Origin of the sequence: Polaribacter sp. (assembly GCF_024639685.1) — a bacterium.
In the GTDB taxonomy this organism is placed as follows: domain Bacteria; phylum Bacteroidota; class Bacteroidia; order Flavobacteriales; family Flavobacteriaceae; genus Polaribacter.
Genome location: NZ_JAHEHX010000003.1, coordinates 339,779 through 357,753, shown reverse-complemented (window position 1 = coordinate 357,753; position 17,975 = coordinate 339,779). Strand labels below are relative to the sequence as shown.

Sequence of the window (17,975 nt, the reverse complement as noted above, 5' to 3'; positions counted from 1 at the left end):
CATAAAAGTTGGCAACACATCTGTATAATGTATCAACTGATTTGAAATTGTTCCTGCTTTAATCACTTTTGGCCAACGTACTACAAAAGGTACTTTTAAACCAATGTCTTTTACTGTAAATTTACCTGAAACTCCATGGTCTGCACTATAAATAAATAAAGTATTTTCATTTAAATATGTATCTACGAATGCTAAAACTTTTTCTATCTGAGTATTATCTTCTTCAATACTTCTGTAATAACCTGATCTACTTTTTATGTATGCTTCATTATTCTTTTTATCTTCATTAAAAGGATAAAATTTTAGGTTATTTACATCTGGGTTTTTAACATCAAAATATTTTCCATGAGGATATTTTGAGGTGATGAACATACAAAATGGTTTTTTGGCAGTTTTAAAATAACTCTCAATACTGTCTAGAGGAATATAATCTCTTGGTACATCTTTTTTAGGAACTGGTTCCCATTCTTTGTCCCACTGGTAAACACTTGCTGGTTTTACGTGGCTTTTCCCTGCCAAAACAACTTGATAACCCAACTTTTTCATTCTAGAAGTTACACTTTCTATATGGGGTCTTGTTGCTGTATGATTTGCAAAACATCCATTTTTAACAGGATAATTCCCTGTAAAAACTTGAGATCTACTTGGTGCACAAATGGCTTGAGCTGTAAATGTATTGGTAAATAACATTCCTTCTTTTGCCAACCTATCTACTGCTATTGTATTTACTTTTTCATTACCATAACAACCATAATCGTATACATCTTGATCGTCTGCTAAATAAAATATAATGTTTGGTTTTTCAATCTGATTTGCATCAACTTTAGCTACATTGTTAGATTTATTGTTGCTAATACATCCTATAAATGCTAAACTTAGTAACATCAAAAAAGGTAAAATCAAAGATTTTCTATACATTTATTAAATTCTATTATTGATACTTTTTTACACCTTCTATTTTAGGATAAGGCACTTTTTTTCCATTTTTCACCCAAGTTCCTGTTGGTACATTATTGGTTGCTAACCAAGCTAACATATCTGCATTCATTTGCAATGCGATTTCCATTTCTTTGGATGTAGGATTGTTAAAAATATTTCTTTTTTCTGAAATGTCTTTGGTAATGTTATACATTTCAAATTCTTCAGTTTCATAAAAATAAAACAATTTAAAATATTCTTCTCCTACTCTTGTTTGAATTAAAGTTGATGGAGAAAAACGTTCATCCATATATCCTGGAAGATGCCAAAACAAATTTTCTCTTGAAATTCTTTTTGCCTCTCCTGTTAAAACTTTGGCAAAAGAAGCACCATCATATTCAGGCTTGCTTCCATCTTTCTTTTTTAATGTAGCTAAATCAACTCCAACTAATTCTGCAAAAGTGGGTAGAAAATCGATACAATGAACTGCTTGATTGGTTATTGAATTTTCTTGTATCACATTTGGATATCTGAAAATTAATGGAACTCTAAGACCACCTTCTGTTAAATTTCCTTTTTTACCTTTCAATGGCGTATTTTTAAATAATCCTCCATTATCAGAATAAAATATAAAAATGGTGTTTTCTGTGATGTCATCTTCATAATTTCCATCTCCATTTGGATCTTTTAAAGCATTATTTATTTTCCCCACATTTTGATCTAACAATTCAATCATAGAAGCATATTCTGCAATTCTTGGTTTTAAGCCGCGGTTCAAATACTTTTCTGTTAAATCTTTTCTGCCAGTAACATCAGAATGAACTGCGTGAAAAGGAATGTATAAAAAGAACGGATTTTCGTCATTTGCTTTTTCTTTGATATAATCTACAGAAAAATCTCCAATTGCATCTGTAAGATGTTTTGGAGTTCCTTTTAAAAGAGACACATCTGCTCTTGATTTATAAGGTTTTAAAATCGTATTAAGGTATTCATTATCATAAGGTTTGGCATATTTATCTACAAATTCTGAATTAAACGTCCATCCTTTTTTATCGGAATTTAGTGCTAAATAGAAAGATTTTGTTCTTTTACCTTTAATAGGAGCCGCTATAATGTGATGAATATCTGCTGGTAAATCTATACCATAATCACCTTTTAAAGGATGTGGAGTTCCGTGACTTTTACCCACTAATGCTGTTTGATAGCCTTTTGTTTTTAAAACATCAAACATATTGATACCATCTTCTGCAATTACTTTTTTTTGCTTGAAAGACTCAATAAGTACATTTGGAAATCCTTTGGTTCTTTTGTCTTCTCTTTTTAAAGAGCCCACATTATATACCTGATTATCTACTCCTGTTGCATATTGCCCACTAATTAAAGCTGCTCTTGATGGTGCACAATTTTGGTTGGTATAGGCATTTGTAAAAGACATCCCTTGTGATGCCAATTTATCGATTACGGGTGTTTCATAAATTTTAGAACTGTTATTTCCATTTGTATTTCCTGTGCTTATATCTGTCCAACCTAAATCATCTGCAAATATGAATACAATATTTGGTTTTTTATTAGTATTCTCCTTTTTTTGCTCTTTTGATGAGCTACAATTGAACAATGCCAATGTTAAAAAACAGATAATTGATATTTGAGATATACTCTTCATTTTAATATTGCTATACTTTTTATATTTTTTAATTGTATAATAACTTTTTATAAGAATTGTTATGTTTTAGAATATATATTCCCTTAGAAAATTTAGAAACATCAATTATTTCTTCCTTTCCTGAAAGTATTTTAGCTCCTTTTAAATTGTATATTTCCCAATTTTCATTGGTATGGTTTTTAATTGTAAATATTCCTTTTGAGCTTGGATTTGGATAAACAACAAAACTATTATTTAAGCTATTCTCATCTACAGATAAACTTTCTTGAACAAAAGTCGCTTTAATATTTAAATCTGATGAAACAATTATTGATAAGGGGTTTTCTGTACTAACAATATCGCCAGTCCATTCTTTAAACTCCCAACCTTGATCTGCAATTGCATTTAAATCAAATTGTTGACCATTTAAGGCAGTACCACTGCTATAATTTAAAAGCCCTTGACCTTCTTTACTAAGAGTTACATTATGTGTAGTTGAATTTATAGGAACAAATTCAATACTATCAAAAATGATACTTCCAGAATTAAAATTATTATAAAATTTAAATTCTGTAATAGTGCCTGTCCATAGTCCCCAACTTGTTAAATCAAAATCTAAAGTATGCCATTGGTTATCATTAGGTACTGTTTCTTTTTTTCTACCAGACACAAAAGTCGTACCTGGCGCATTTGGTGCCATTTGAAGATCAGGCTTATCTGTACTATTTTTAACTACAATTCTTAAAGTACCAAATAAACTTGCATTTATATTTAGACCAGTAATAGCTACCATTGGCCAAGAAACATCTGAAGAGAAAGTAACACTTAATTTATCATTATCTTTATCAATCGTCATACCAGCCTTAACAGCAGACCAAGTTGAAAAATCATCAGAAGTAGACCAAACATACGTTGTTGGCGTTATTGCTTCTACAAAGTTAGCTTCAGGTCTAAATTCGAATTTATTAAAAGCAAAAGAAGCAATTTCTGTGTTTAAAGTAATTACAGAACCTGATTTTCCGTCAGTTCTTGCAGCAGTTGTAATGCTTTTCCAATCACTATACTCGTGTGGATTTGGATTTTCATAGGCATCATATGCAGCTAAACCAGCTTCTGTTAATATTCTATCTGGGCTTCCTCTATCATTAAATCCGCTTTTTACATATCCAGATGTGTTTTCTAAGAAATTTTGAAGTTTATTATTGGTTTTATCGTAAGAAATATTTCTGTAATACAAAGTTGTTTCTGCTGGTAATTCAGATGTAAAAGAAACCCTAATATCTTCCTTATCTCTATAATTTAAAGAACTATTATTGTAATTATAGACTAAAACGTCATACTCTGTAACATTCTCTTTTTTAGAAAAAATAGCATCCAAATCATTCGTTGACGTTTTTGGTGTGCCAGAAATGGTTGTAGTATAATGTACTTTATCATTCATTGAATTTAAAATATTAATTCCTGGAGGATCTTGAGAACCGGTTCTATTGCCCCATCTATAAATAAAATCTAAACCATTTTCTTTATTCTTATAATAAATGTTAGAAAAATACAATTCTACAATTTCTGCGTGCGTAGTTTCTGCATTAATAAATCCTTTACCATCTGCACCATTCATTGTGGTAACTGTTGCATATTCCATTAAATCGATAGTAGCATTCGCATTCCATTTTGGATGATTTACCAAATCTGCAAACAACTTATCATATTTTATACTCATATTACGCAAGGTACCACTTCCCAAAACAACATAATCTGATACGCCCCAAAAATCATATTGCACATTATTATCTGCACAATGTTCTATCAAACCATCCACAAAAGAAGCAAAAGGTTCTCCCTTATAATTTAATACTGAACCATTTTTATATAGAAAATCTGGAGCTCTTGTATGCAAACCAATAACAGCATTTGGTAAAATTGCTCTTACTGCTTTTTCTGTATTTTCAAAATGTTCTATAAAATCTTGTTTGGTTCCAAACCAATGATCTGGAGTTTCTATTTCTGAACCCACTCTAAAACGCCAAGACAACACTTTTTCTTCTCCATAAGTCTCTACCAACTTTGTCATTAATGCTTTTATATAATCGTGATATACTTCTTTATCTGCTGGAGGTAAAGAATTTCCATAAATGGATATTTGTTCGTCTTCTCTAAAATTGATATTATCTCTAGTTCCTTCTGGAATAAAAGTATAACCGTGTTGAAAAGCCCAAGAAGGTTGATCTAATACAATTTGATGAATCTCGGTTTGGGAATTGATAATTTTATCTAACCTTTCTATCAAAGGTTCAAATCTGTACACATATTTATTGTTAATAGAATCGTACAAACAAGTATCAAAATCTAAATCCTTAACATTTTTACCATTAACCACTTTTTTAATACCACCAATCATTCTAACAATATTCATTTTAATTCCTGGACGAATATTAGAACCATTTGTTGGACTAATTCTGTTTGCTATTGACCAAATATTATGTAGAGGCTCATTTTTTTTAGTTTGGTCTGTAAAATCTGTTGATAAGGATACTTGTGCATCTATATGACTTAAACCAAAAATGCATAGTACTATAGTTAAACTGTATTTTATTATTTCTTTGGAAAACATATATTTTAATTTACTGTTAAAAATCCTGTTATAATATTTGTCAAATTAGTTGAATTTTTAGCTCTATGTATCCTGCAATGTACTGAGTAAATTTTATAAAGACGATTCATTATTTTTTACAAATCTATTCTTCTGTTTTCAAGATTACTTTTCATAGCAACCTCAATTATTTTAATTACATTTAAGCCATCATTTCCTGAAACTGGAACTGTTTTATGATTTCGAATTGCATCATAAATTCCATCATAATACTCCATATAATTTCCTTGAAGAGAAGGTACTTTTTCTTTTATATCTTGCCCATTTATTACTGTGTGTAATAAACCTTCTTCTTCCTGAGGTTCTGCACCCCAACTTGGCGAATTCGGTTTTTTTCCTTCTATCAATTCTTTTTCTTGAATATCGGCTTTTGATTTTATAAACGATCCTTTTGTACCGTGAAAAATATTTCCTGGTAAAGGTTCTCGAACAAAATAACTAGATTTTAAAGTTACGCGATGTGATTTGTAGTACAATTTCACATCAAAAAAATCAATTACTTTAGAATTTGGACGAAATGCATCTAAATCTGCATACACTGCATTTGGCATACCAAACAACACGATTGCTTGATCTATTAAATGTGAGCCTAAATCATACAAACTGCCTACTGCAGCAGTGTTTTTTTCTTTGTGAACCTTATAACTCAAATTAGGATCGTAACGATCGTAATGAATTTCAACATCTACAATATCACCAAGTAAATCTTGACTTAGTATTTTCCTTACGGTTTTAAAATCACTATCATATCTTCTATTTTGAAAAACAGAAAGTACTACATTTTTCTCTTTTGCTAGTGCAATTAATTCTTCTGCTTCTGCTACAGTTGCTGTAAATGGTTTTTCTATAACCAAATGTTTACCAGCATTTATTACCTTTTTAGCAAAATCAAAATGGGTAATATTGGGTGTATTTATAACTACTAATTCAATAGTTACATCAGCCAACAAATCCTCCAAACTTCTAAATGTTTTGATTGCTGGATATCTTTTTTCAGCTTCATTTTCAGTCCTTTCCAAGACACCATATAAATTGAATTTAGCATTAACATCAATAAAAGGTGCGTGAAAAACCACTCCACTCATTCCAAAAGAGCATAAAGCTGTATTTATCTTTACCACATTTCTTATTTTTTATCTTTTAGAGAAAACGTAAGCATCCAATCTACACAATCCACAGCACTAAATACTTTTGCATTTGCTTTAGAATGATTAGCACCTTCAAATTCTGTATAATTAACATTTTTATTACCTGCAGCTTTTAAACGTTTTACCATATTTTTAACAGGTTCAACGTTTTTAGTATCTTCTCCACCAACCATTCCCCACATTGGAATGTTAATTATTTTGTTGATAGCATCTGTAGTTTTTAAACTTCTAGTACCACTAACTGAGGCTGCTGCAAATCTTTCTGGTGATTCTAAAATCCAACGCCAAGTTCCACTTCCTCCCATACTATGTCCCATCACATAAATTCGGTTTGTATCTATTTGAGGATATTCGTCAAGAAGATAATCTAACATTATATTTAACGTTTTTGGATCCCAACTTTCAAAAGAATTTGGTTCTACTAACATTAATTCTTTTCCTGCCTTTTCTACAAGTGATAGTCCTTTGACTTTTGCAGACCTAGAAAGTTGTTGTTTTAAACTCCAATTTTTTCCACCTCCACCATGTAAGGTTATTAATAATGGTATTTTTCCAGTAGATTTTTCTCTTGGTAAAGCTACAAATGCAAAAGATTTCAACTTGCCCAATTTTTTCTGTAAATCTTCTGGCCAAATTAAAATACTAACATCTACATTTTTAAATTTTGAATTGATTTCACTAAGTGTTTTCTGAATATCTTTCGTTTGAAAAGCCATTAATAACAACATTACAGTTGGAATAAATACTAATTTTTTCATTTTAATTATTAAAAAACAGTTTGGTATTGAAATACGATAAATCTAATTTCTTTTATCAGTCATCGTATTATTCAGTTCCGTTTACACGCTTTTTTTGATTTACAAAATAAGGTTGGAATTTATAGTTAGAACTTTCATCCCATTTAGAATTCACTTTTGGCAAAAGACCTTTCATTTTTTCGATTTGAGCTTTGTATTTTGGATTTTTAGCTTCATTATTCCATTCATTTGGATCTATTCTATGGTCGTAAAACTCCTCTTTCCCATCTTCATATTGAATATATCTAAAACCGTCTTTTTTTACAGCATGATTATTCATTCCAAAAGTTGTCAAAGCATAGGAATTATCCATTCCTGTATCATTTTGCATCATATTTACCAAACTTACACCTTCATTTCTATTATAAGCAGGCAAACCACTTAACTCTAATAAAGTAGGATAAATAGACAGCATTTCAACAGGTGCATCAATTTTTTTTCCTTTAGGCAAATTAGGTCCTGAAAAAATTAATGGTGCTTTTGTTGCGGTTTCCCAAAGAGCGTGTTTTGCAAAAGTACCTTTTTCTCCTAATCTGTATCCGTGATCAGACCATAAGACAATTACTGTATTATCTGCATACTTACTACTTTCTAAAGCATCTAAAACTCTACCTAGTTCATAATCTACATAACTGATACAAGCCAAATAGGCTTGCACAATTTTTTTCCATTCGCCACTTTCTTTAGCCCATTCTGTAGATGGCATCATTGGCAAATCGTTAATTTTCATTCCAACTGCAGGAATATCATTTAAATCATCTTCTTTATAGGGTGGTGTTTCAATTTCATCTAAAGGATATAAATCGAACCATTTTTGAGGTACATATAAAGGTACATGTACACGTAAAAAACCTACTCCTAAAAAAAATGGTTTGTCATAAGCTCTTTCCAAACGTTCTATTACCCAATTAGCAGTATCATGGTCTGGCATTAAGCTGTCGTTTTCTGGAAATGCTCCCCAATCTGTATTTGTTCTGCCATGTATACCTCTAATACCTTTTCCAATTCCATTCCAAACAAATCGTTTTTTAGGATATGGACCAAAACCTCTAACTCTTCCTCCAGATTCATGAAAAAGACTATCAGGTGCATGAACGTGAAACAATTTACCAATACCCATAGTATGATATCCGTTATTACTAAATTGCTCCGGTAAAAATGTTATGTCTTTTGTAGTAGGATTACCTTCTCTTCGGATTAGATTGTCTGGTGTCATTCCATAAATACCAGTGGTAGATGGACGTAAACCTGTCATTAACGACGCTCTTGATGGTCCACACAATGGAGCTTGTACGTGTGCATTTGTAAAGGTAACTCCCATTTTTGCTAATCGATCAAAATTAGGTGTTTTTACATTTGAGAAATTCTGAATTGGACTAATCCAATTATTCAAATCATCTACAGCAATAAAAAATACATTGGGTTTTGTTTCCTTTTTTATAGATTTATTAACCTTTTCGTGCTTTCCTTTACAAGAACTTCCAAATAAACTTATAATAGTTATTATAAAAACTATTTTTTTCATGGTATTATTTTTTTGTATTTACGTAATTAGTCGTTATCCATTTACCTTAGTAATAACAAGACTACCAAATATTTTTTCACCAAAACATCTTCAATTTAGCTTGTAACCAAACTATTTAGGTGTAATATATAATTGATTGTTACATTGAATTACATATTTTTTATTTCAGCCACTAAATCCGTTATAACTTTCTTGGCGTCACCAAATAACATAGCTGTTTTTGCATTGTAAAATAATTCGTTTTCAATACCTGCATAACCAGCTTTCATACTTCGTTTATTTACAACTATATGTTTTGCATTTTCTACATCTAATATTGGCATTCCGTATATAGGGCTTAAAGGATCATTATGAGCTGCAGGATTTACTACATCATTTGCACCAACAACTAAAACAACATCGGCATTGCTAAATTGAGGATTAATATCATCCATTTCAACCAACAATCCATAATCTACATTAGATTCTGCTAATAATACATTCATATGTCCAGGCATTCTTCCTGCCACAGGATGAATAGCATATTTTACATTTACACCTTTATTTGTTAATAATTCTTCTAATTCATGAATTACATGTTGCGCCTGTGCAACAGCCAAACCATAACCAGGAACAATAATAACATTGGAAGCATAATTCATCATAATTGCAGAATCACTTGCAGTTGTGCTTTTTATAGAACCTAAAGCTTTGTTTGTACCTTCTGGCCCTGCACTTGCTGTAAATGAACCAAAAATTACTGAAAACAAAGTTCTATTCATGGCTCTACACATAGCAACTGTTAAAATAATTCCTGCAGAACCCACCAAAATACCACCAACAAGCATTACCATATTATCATATAAAACACCTGTAATTGCTGCTGCAATACCCGTTAAAGAATTTAATAGAGATATTACAACAGGCATATCTGCACCACCAATTGGCAACACAAATAAAACACCATATAACAAACCTGCAAAAAGTATTGTATATAATAAAATTGAACTATCGATATTTAGCACAACTAAATAAGTTGATAAAGCAATAATACCAATAATTACTATATTGTTTATAATATTGTATGAAGGAATTTTTATTACACTTTTTACTGATCCATTTAACTTTCCCCAAGCAACTAAACTTCCAGAAAATGTAATTGCTCCAATTACAATTGCAGATAAAATAGTAGCAACAATAGTAGCACTTGTTGTTTTAATATCTGAATTACCAAACTCAACAATACCAATTAGAGTTGCACTTGCACCTCCAAAACCATTAAATAAGGATACCAATTCTGGCATCTTAGTCATTTCAACTTTAATAGCTATTAACCAACCAATAACGGTTCCTAATAAAATTGCAATTCCAATTAAAACATAAATAATTGTTGGCACTTGTAAATCGTGAATAAAAATAGTACCAAGAATGGCTAAACCCATTCCAATTGCCGCAATTAAATTACCAGATTTTGCACTATCTGGATGTCCTAATTTTTTTAAGCCAACAATAAATGTTACTGCTGCTATTAGATAAATAATACTTAATATAACACTCATTATTTCTTCTTTTTAAACATTTTTAACATTCTGTTGGTAACGGCAAATCCACCTACAACATTTAATACCCCTAAAACTACCGCAGTAAAGCCAAGACCCAATGCTAAATAATCTGTTGAATTTGAATTTAGCATTACTAAAATTGCACCTACTATAACAACGCCACTCAATGCATTTGCTCCAGACATTAATGGTGTGTGTAAAACTGCAGGAATACTTTTTATCACTTCAATTCCAACAAAAATTGCCAAAATAATTATATATACAATTTGCAAGTTGTTATTAATAAATTCTATAAGTTCTTTCATGATTTATTTTATTTTTTACATTGAATACCATCTTTAACAATAAGAGTTTCATAGGTTATCTCTTCCTCTAAATCCCATTTAAATTTAAGTTCTTCTGTAAGATGTGTTATAAAATTATAAACGTTTTTAGCATACAATTCACTTGCATTTGTTGAAACACTTTCTGGAGACATTGTAGTTCCTAACACTTTTACTCCATTAAGAACAACAGTTTCATGTAGTTTACTAACTTCGCAATTACCTCCTTGAGCAGCGGCTAAATCTATAATTACAGCACCTTTTTTCATTTGTTTTACTTGTTCTTCTGTAATTAAAGTTGGCGCTTTTCTACCAGGAATATTGGCAGTTGTAATTACTAAATCTGCTTGAAATAACGATTTATTTACAGCTTCTTTTTGTCTTTTAACATAATCTTCTGAAGCTTCTTTTGCATAACCACCTTCAGATTCTTCACCTGTGTTCTCAACAGAAATAAACTTTGCTCCTAAAGATTCTGTTTGCTCTTTTGTTTCTGTTCTAATATCTGTTGCCTCAACAACAGCTCCCAATCTTCTTGCTGTAGCAATTGCTTGTAAACCAGCAACACCAACGCCATAAATAAGTACTTTAGACGGAGTAATAGTTCCAGCAGCTGTCATCATTAATGGAAATATTTTAGTCATTTCTGAAGCTCCTAAAATAACGGCTTTATAACCTGCCAAATTATTTTGAGAACTTAGTACATCCATATCCTGGGCTTTAGAAATTCTTGGCATCGCATCCATTGAAAATGCTGTTGCTCCTTTTTCAGAAATAGCTTTTATTAATTCTGGATTTGATTTATAGTATAACTGACTTATTAAAATGTGTTGCTTATTTATAAATTTTAAATCTTCATCATCAAAAGGGTTTATTTTAATAAGTACTTGAGCAGATTTAAAGATGTTTTCTTTTGATGTAATAGTAGCACCCGCATTTTCATACTCTGAATTTTCGTACAAAGAATTAATCCCTGCATTTTTTTCTATTAAAATTTCAAACTTATTCTCTATTAATTTCTTAGCTATAAGAGGAGAAAGTGAAACTCGTTTTTCTCCTTGTTTTAATTCTTTTAATATACCTATTTTCATTTTATAAATTTGATTTTAGCTTATTAATTTAGTTTCTATTTTATATTATTTTGATATGAAAACACTTCATAATTGAATTTTTATTTTTCTCTAAAATTTTTAATTTTTTCTTGCAATTCCTTCACTTTTAACGGATTACTATCTGCTAAATTATTTTCTTCAAAAAGATCTTTATCAATATTAAACAACTGTATTACTTCATCTTTCTTTCTTACAGGATCTGGTACAATAATTTTATACGGAGGGAAAATAGCCATATTATAGAACATACTATTTTCTATGGTATCAAAATCATGCGCATACACTTCTCCGAAAAAACCTTTTCTTTCACTTAGTTCTTTTTCATCTAAAACATTAATTCCTGGTAAGTTTTCTGGTTTTTCAATATCTAATATATCCAATACTGTAGGAATCATATCTATACTGCTAACAATGGTTTCTGTATCCATTTTAGGGGTAATTTTACCTGCCCATTTGTACATAATTGGTGTACGAATTCCTAAATCATAAGGTGCTCGTTTAGATACTTTCATATAGCCACTTTTTTCAGGGTCTTGTTTCCAACCATTATCGCATACATAGACAAATAATGTGTTTTCTGTTAATCCTTTATCGTCAATTAAATCAAATAATTCACCGCAAGTTTCATCAAACCACTCTATCATTGCCCAGTATTTTGCTAGGTGTTCAGAATCTGTTTTCTTTTTGTATTTCTCATATAATCTAGATGGAGGATTATGAGGTCTGTGAGGTAAAAATGGTGCGTACCATAAAAAGAAAGGTTTCTTTTCTTTTAAAGCAACATCTACATAACTATTAATAGTATCTAGGCCTTTTCTTCCAATGGTTAATCCAAAATCTCCATGTCTTCCACCTCTTTTTGGGTTTCCATGCGTCATTCCATAATCAAAACCACCAATTTTATGATTTCCATGCCACCATTTTCCTGTCTGGAAAGATAAATACCCTTTTTCCTTTAACATATCTGGCAAAGTGGTTTGTTTTTCAAAAGCTGAAATTACTGGTTTGTAAGCTTCTGCTCTATTTTTTTGACTCTCTTTTCGATTTCCTTTTACACGATCATACACCTTATCGTTTCCTAAAACACCATGATCTTTTGGATACAAACCTGTAATTATACTTGCCAAAGATGGCGAACATAAAGGTGTGGGTACATAGCCTCTTGTAAACGTTAAACTCTCTTTTGCAAATTGATCTATTCTTGGTGTTTCTATATTTTCATCACCTATAAAACTATAATCCGTCCAAGACTGATCGTCAGAGAGAATAAATACAATATTTGGTTGATTTTGTGCTTTACTAGAAACACTTTCTGTCTCCTTTTTAGTTCCTTTTCCGCAAGAAATTAAGATGCTTACTGCAAATATTCCTAAAGATAGTTTTTGAATGATTTTCATTTTAGGTTTGGTTTATTAGTTTTTGGTTTGTTTTATTACTGGTTTTTCAAGTATTGTTTCTTTTTTATTTCGTTTTATGGGACCATTATCTCCCACAAGATACATTTTTCTAAAATCTGAGCCTTCTTCTTTTTGCCCAACAATTATTTTAGCATCAGGATGTGGATTATCGATAAGTGCAGATATAATAAACCCAGAATTTTCTCTACTTAAAAAAACTTTGTTCTTTTTAAAGGATGCTCCGCCATCAAAACTATCCCATCTGCTTATTTCTCCAACATAGTTTTTCGCTTCGCTTTCTAAATAAATGCTTACTTCTTTTGCTGATGTTACTTCCAAATCTCCGTTTCCTCTAGGCAAATCAGTATTCTTGCTTTGTATCCAATCTTGTCCATTCCATCTATAATGTTGTAATCGTTTTGGACCACTTCTTTTTGCACCAATATCTGACCCAACTAGCACAATAACTTGCGGATTTCTATTTAAATCTACATCTGTTACCCCTTGAAAAGTCCAATCGTTAGGTATTACATTTACCAAAGCTTTTTCGTCTGCCATTTCTTTGGTTAAAGGCATTTCTAAAGGCTCATTTTTAACATTTTCCCATTCGTTGTTTTTTGTATCAAAAACCATATAATACAAATTATGTCTTTCTAGTATATGGCCACGTTTGTCTTGTTTATTCTTATTATCTCTACAAATATGATAATCAAATGCAACAATAATATCGCCTCCATTGCCTTTGTTTACCCAAGGATACCAAGAATCTTCTGCTTCAATTTCTGTTCTTCTTTTGTGTTTTAAAAATGAAACAGGTTCGTTAAAAGTAACCCCATTGTCTGTCGATTTTTGATATACCCAATCGCTTCTATGTGCTCCATGTCTGTAAAATAAATACATATCTCCATTATCCATTTTTACAAACTGACTATAGGTACCAAATATTGAAATGTTATCTAAAGTTTCCCAAGCAGAAATATCCAATGGTTTTTTAGAAACTGCGTGTAAATTTTTTCCATAATGATGATTTCCTAAAGGATTTGTTCCGTCTTTTGGAGTTCCTCCATGACCTCCAAAAGCAATATGAATAAAATCGTTTTTATCAATAAGAATGGCAGGTTTGCCATGATTGTCTATATTTTTTTTACGATTTGGATCTTTGCCCATTTCACTAACTCCTGCTTTAAAAGGTCCTTTCCATTCTTTAGTAGTATGATTATATGAAGCCACAAAAGGGTCTTCTAATGCACCTTGATAAGCAACATAAGTAATGCCTTTATGATACACTCCAGATGGATGTTGCACCAAAGCAACAGCATTCCCAAAACCATTGTCTGCAAAATAATCTACTTCTGTTTCTAAATTTTCCTTTTTACTAGCATTACATCCCAATAAAAATAGACATAAACTTATTTTGAGTATAGTTTGTTTTTTTATCATTATTCTATTTTTGTTATTGTATGAATGTTGAGTTTTACAGGACCTAAAAGTCCTGAAATTAATAAGTTATCACTTTTATCCCAATGTTTCCAAGATGGGAAGGTAGTTCTGTCACTTGGGCGTTTTGTATTTTTAAGTAACCAATCTGGTAAAGCTTTTATTTTATTGCCTTTACGTTTGTAATCTAAAGGCAATTTCTCATCGCCAATTAATTTGTTCGGCCACAAGTTAGTGACTTTTATCTCTAAGATGTTCTTTCCTTTTCTTAAAAAATCATTAATGTTTGTTCTAAAAGGGGCTTTCCATAAAGTTGCAACATTTTTGCCATTCACAATTACTTCTGCAATTATAGCAACACTTCCTAAGTCGAGTTCTATGGTTTTATCCTGTTGCAATATATCATTAGCTAAAACAAGCTCTTTTGTGTAAGTTGCTGTTCCAGAAAAGTGTTGAATTACTTCATTTTTATGATCTGACCAAGATCTTAAAGTATTAAACGTCTCGTTTATACTTTTACCTGTTTCTAAAGGAAAAGCAACTTCCCAATCACTGGATAAATCAATCGGTTTGGTTACCTCTTTTACTTCAGCAGTTTTTGATTCTCCTGATGGATTGATGTAAGTTATTTTTCCAGAATAAGGAGTTATCCAATGGATTGCACCATCATTATAAAACAATTTTGGTTTCGTTTTATCTTTGGATAATTTCAAAATTTGTCCTTTAGGAATAAACATTGTTCGTTCTTCTCCTTCTGTGATAAACGTAATTTTTAGCGTTGTTTTGTCTCCTTCAGGTATTTTATTATTGATTAATTTATTATTAACTAGAATGTTATAATTGCCAGAAGCCATTTGTTTTTGTATCTCTTGCGTAACATCATCCGTTTTATAATGTTGAGGAATACCTGTGGTTTCTCCTTTAAACTTACCAAAAACTGCTTTGATTACTTTTAATTTTTGATTGCCTGCGTGAATTTCAATATGTTCACGTTCTTCTGCATATAACTGCTTTTTTGTATTGCCTATTTGATATTCCATTCTAAATTCTTTTTTATACCCCATTGCAGGATCACAATTGCAAAAAGCGCGAGACATTTTAAAATCTAATGTTCCGTTTTTAATGGTATTATTTATTTGATCAGTAATATCAACCAAACCTTCTTGCAAAAATGTACCATATTCTGCTTTTATGATTTGTAAATTTGAAAGAGGTTCTAATTTTGGCTGCTCTACATCCATTTGAGTAGCCATAAAATAGTTTTTATTTACCGGTTTTTTAAAAACAATAAATACAGATTCTTCCATACCTAAAGACAAGGGAATTGCTGTTCCATCTTCATTTTCATTAAATACTACTAAATCTTCAATAGTTCCTTTTTCTGAATTCCAAAGTTCGGGTTGTTTTCCAGTAACTCTAAATCGTGCAGTAATTTCTCTTGCTTCTTTTCTGGTATTGGCGATAAAATAAATGTCGGCATCAGCTGTTTTTCTGTGGATGAAACTCAGATCAGATGCATCTCCAACTTCGACTTTAAAATCTGGAGTTTTTTCACTTAAAACGGTTTCAATTGAAATGTCTTTTACCAAACCAAAAGTCCATAATTCTTCAACTTGTTTTTTAACTACATCATCACTATTTGGATAATTAGTTAAACTTGGAGATTGTGAAGACTTTTTACCTATCACTTTTGCGCCACCATCTACCAATTCTTTTACTTTTTGCAATGTTTCTGGTTTTATAAAATCAGAATCTGGTAAGACCAAAACTTTATAAGTATTTCCAACAGAGGAATAAATGGTTCCGTTTTTAACAGTTAAATCTTTTAATTTATTTGCACCAATTAAATCATAATCGAAACCCATTGCTTTAATTTCAGGTTTTATAAAACCAATATTTGGCGAGGATTCTCCTGTAAACACTAAAACATCGGCTACATTTTTACCTTGTTGCAACAAATACTGAGAGCGTGCTAAATAATCCATGTAGCCTTTGCTTTGCAACCACCAAGTATTTAATCGGTTAAAATCAAATCCGTGGTAACTCAACTCCAAACCAGGAGCAACATCCCAAGGTTGGTGCACATAGGTATGAAAAATAAAACGTGTAATTCCTTGCGCCCAAGCTTGATCTCCAATTGACTTGATATTTGCTGGGTGTTTGTCCCAACCACCAATTCCGGTAAAAGACTCTGCTCCTACAATAGAACTTCCGTTTAAATGAGCGATTGATGACACAAATTTCGCTGAATCGAAAAACGGATAGCCACCACTCCAAAATTCACACATTACAATATCTCCAGTGGCACCCACTTGCATATTGTCAAAAGGTCCCCAATAAGGTTCTACAGAAAACTGCATCCCGTTTTTATGGCATAATTCTGCAAAATGCGCGTAATAGTTTTCGGCAATTAAATCGCCAATAGTTCTTCTAAAATCCCATAAAAAACGTTCAGAAACTTCACCACTTTCTAAATAATAGCCAGCTAAAGTTGGTAAATAAGTTGTTAAATCATAGCCTCTTAAATTCTTGAATTGAGTTTCAAAACCAGTTGTCCAGTTTGTAGTTTCTACTTCGTAACTATCAATCAAACAATTATTTACAGTGATTCCTATTAAATCTCCAAGTTTGTCAATTATTGGCTGAACTCCTCCTTTCCAATAGGCATCTACTGCAGTTTTACTCATTTTATCCACTTCTAACCCTTTCGCTTCTGGTGGCGCAGGACGATTTGTGGTACCAATTGGTGTGTGCCCAAATCTTAAAATAATCCAATCGCCTTTAGGTGCATTCCACTCTAAAACACCATCATTGGAAAAATTATCTGATAAATCGACAACTTTTTCTTTTAAAATTAATGAAGCTTGTGGAATCGTTTTAGTGTCTGGTAATAAATGATTTCGAACACGTTCGGATAGTACTTTATAATCTAAACCCTCTATTTTTTTTGTCTCCTTTGGTTTTGGAAATGCCAAGACAGCAATATCTTTATAGTAATTAAATTTTGTTTTAGGTTTTGGTAGGGTTTCTTTTATTGATTTTCCTCCTGAAATTACAAGTTCACTAAAAACTACGGTTTGCATCGCGTTTTCTTCTGTTACCCAAGGTCCACCAGAAGACGACCAACCTGCGCTATTGTGAAATGCCATTTCTAAATCCAAACGTTTCGCTTCTTCTGCCGAAAATTTGAATAAATCTAACCATTCTTCGCTTAGATATTTAACAGGACCTTTTGGAAAACCTAGATGCACATTAAACAATTGTGCTTCTTGAATACCTACTGCCTTCATTGCTTCCAAATCTTTTGTGATTCCAGATTTAGAAACGTTTCCGCTAATCCAATGCCACCAAGTTCTGGCTTTGGCTTCGTTTGGCGGATTTTTAAAGCCTTGTTCTAAAGTTATCGTTTGTGTTTCTTTTTCTGATTGAGGATTACATCCAAAACACAGAGACAATAGAATTAAAACAGCTATATTTTTCATTTG

General features: G+C 31.4%; 12 protein-coding genes. All 12 read right to left on the bottom strand.

The window, feature by feature from the left end; genetic code table 11:
• On the bottom strand, window positions 1–918 hold a 918-nt coding region (locus Q0L44_RS03725), incomplete at its 3' end, for a sulfatase-like hydrolase/transferase (RefSeq protein ID WP_296635456.1).
• Between the two features lie 13 nt (window positions 919–931).
• The gene (locus Q0L44_RS03720) at window positions 932–2,581 is read right to left on the bottom strand and encodes a sulfatase-like hydrolase/transferase (protein ID WP_296635454.1); all 1,650 of its coding nucleotides are present in this window, start codon (window positions 2,579–2,581) and stop codon (window positions 932–934) included.
• A 28-nt stretch (window positions 2,582–2,609) separates the two neighbouring features.
• Window positions 2,610–5,171: a T9SS type A sorting domain-containing protein gene (locus Q0L44_RS03715; RefSeq protein WP_296635451.1), complete on the bottom strand. Its 2,562-nt coding sequence runs from the start codon at window positions 5,169–5,171 to the stop codon at window positions 2,610–2,612.
• 116 nt (window positions 5,172–5,287) lie between these two features.
• Window positions 5,288–6,331 (bottom strand): Gfo/Idh/MocA family oxidoreductase, encoded by a 1,044-nt coding sequence (locus tag Q0L44_RS03710; protein ID WP_296635449.1) that lies wholly within the window; start codon window positions 6,329–6,331, stop codon window positions 5,288–5,290.
• A gap of 5 nt (window positions 6,332–6,336) precedes the next feature.
• Entirely contained in the window at window positions 6,337–7,116 is a 780-nt protein-coding gene (locus tag Q0L44_RS03705; RefSeq protein ID WP_296635443.1) for a prolyl oligopeptidase family serine peptidase, read from the bottom strand.
• 67 nt (window positions 7,117–7,183) lie between these two features.
• The gene (locus tag Q0L44_RS03700) at window positions 7,184–8,680 is read right to left on the bottom strand and encodes a sulfatase (protein ID WP_296635440.1); all 1,497 of its coding nucleotides are present in this window, start codon (window positions 8,678–8,680) and stop codon (window positions 7,184–7,186) included.
• Window positions 8,681–8,829: 149 nt separating this feature from the next.
• Window positions 8,830–10,218 (bottom strand): NAD(P)(+) transhydrogenase (Re/Si-specific) subunit beta, encoded by a 1,389-nt coding sequence (locus Q0L44_RS03695; RefSeq protein WP_296635437.1) that lies wholly within the window; start codon window positions 10,216–10,218, stop codon window positions 8,830–8,832.
• Window positions 10,218–10,526: an NAD(P) transhydrogenase subunit alpha gene (locus tag Q0L44_RS03690; protein WP_296635434.1), complete on the bottom strand. Its 309-nt coding sequence runs from the start codon at window positions 10,524–10,526 to the stop codon at window positions 10,218–10,220. Before Q0L44_RS03690 ends, Q0L44_RS03695 begins: the two co-directional genes overlap by 1 nt.
• Before the next feature lie 8 nt (window positions 10,527–10,534).
• A complete protein-coding gene (locus tag Q0L44_RS03685; RefSeq protein ID WP_296635431.1) occupies window positions 10,535–11,635 on the bottom strand; it encodes an NAD(P) transhydrogenase subunit alpha in 1,101 nt (366 codons plus the stop codon).
• Between the two features lie 80 nt (window positions 11,636–11,715).
• Window positions 11,716–13,053 carry a sulfatase-like hydrolase/transferase gene (locus tag Q0L44_RS03680; protein WP_296635428.1) on the bottom strand — a complete coding sequence of 446 codons (1,338 nt, stop codon included), beginning with the start codon at window positions 13,051–13,053 and terminating at the stop codon, window positions 11,716–11,718.
• Window positions 13,054–13,068: 15 nt separating this feature from the next.
• Window positions 13,069–14,493 carry a BNR-4 repeat-containing protein gene (locus tag Q0L44_RS03675; protein WP_296635425.1) on the bottom strand — a complete coding sequence of 475 codons (1,425 nt, stop codon included), beginning with the start codon at window positions 14,491–14,493 and terminating at the stop codon, window positions 13,069–13,071.
• Window positions 14,493–17,972, bottom strand: a complete 3,480-nt coding sequence (locus Q0L44_RS03670) for a glycosyl hydrolase (RefSeq protein WP_296635423.1) — start codon at window positions 17,970–17,972, stop codon at window positions 14,493–14,495. Before Q0L44_RS03670 ends, Q0L44_RS03675 begins: the two co-directional genes overlap by 1 nt.
• Window positions 17,973–17,975: the final 3 nt, after the last annotated feature.

What these genes read in the sequence shown, in the direction of transcription:
- Q0L44_RS03720 (WP_296635454.1), bottom strand. Translation starts at nt 2,581, where the DNA reads ATGAAGAGTATATCTCAAATATCAATTATCTGTTTTTTAACATTGGCA.
- Q0L44_RS03715 (WP_296635451.1), bottom strand. Translation starts at nt 5,171, where the DNA reads ATGTTTTCCAAAGAAATAATAAAATACAGTTTAACTATAGTACTATGC.
- Q0L44_RS03705 (WP_296635443.1), bottom strand. Translation starts at nt 7,116, where the DNA reads ATGAAAAAATTAGTATTTATTCCAACTGTAATGTTGTTATTAATGGCT.
- Q0L44_RS03700 (WP_296635440.1), bottom strand. Translation starts at nt 8,680, where the DNA reads ATGAAAAAAATAGTTTTTATAATAACTATTATAAGTTTATTTGGAAGT.
- Q0L44_RS03695 (WP_296635437.1), bottom strand. Translation starts at nt 10,218, where the DNA reads ATGAGTGTTATATTAAGTATTATTTATCTAATAGCAGCAGTAACATTT.
- Q0L44_RS03690 (WP_296635434.1), bottom strand. Translation starts at nt 10,526, where the DNA reads ATGAAAGAACTTATAGAATTTATTAATAACAACTTGCAAATTGTATAT.
- Q0L44_RS03685 (WP_296635431.1), bottom strand. Translation starts at nt 11,635, where the DNA reads ATGAAAATAGGTATATTAAAAGAATTAAAACAAGGAGAAAAACGAGTT.
- Q0L44_RS03680 (WP_296635428.1), bottom strand. Translation starts at nt 13,053, where the DNA reads ATGAAAATCATTCAAAAACTATCTTTAGGAATATTTGCAGTAAGCATC.
- Q0L44_RS03675 (WP_296635425.1), bottom strand. Translation starts at nt 14,493, where the DNA reads ATGATAAAAAAACAAACTATACTCAAAATAAGTTTATGTCTATTTTTA.
- Q0L44_RS03670 (WP_296635423.1), bottom strand. Translation starts at nt 17,972, where the DNA reads ATGAAAAATATAGCTGTTTTAATTCTATTGTCTCTGTGTTTTGGATGT.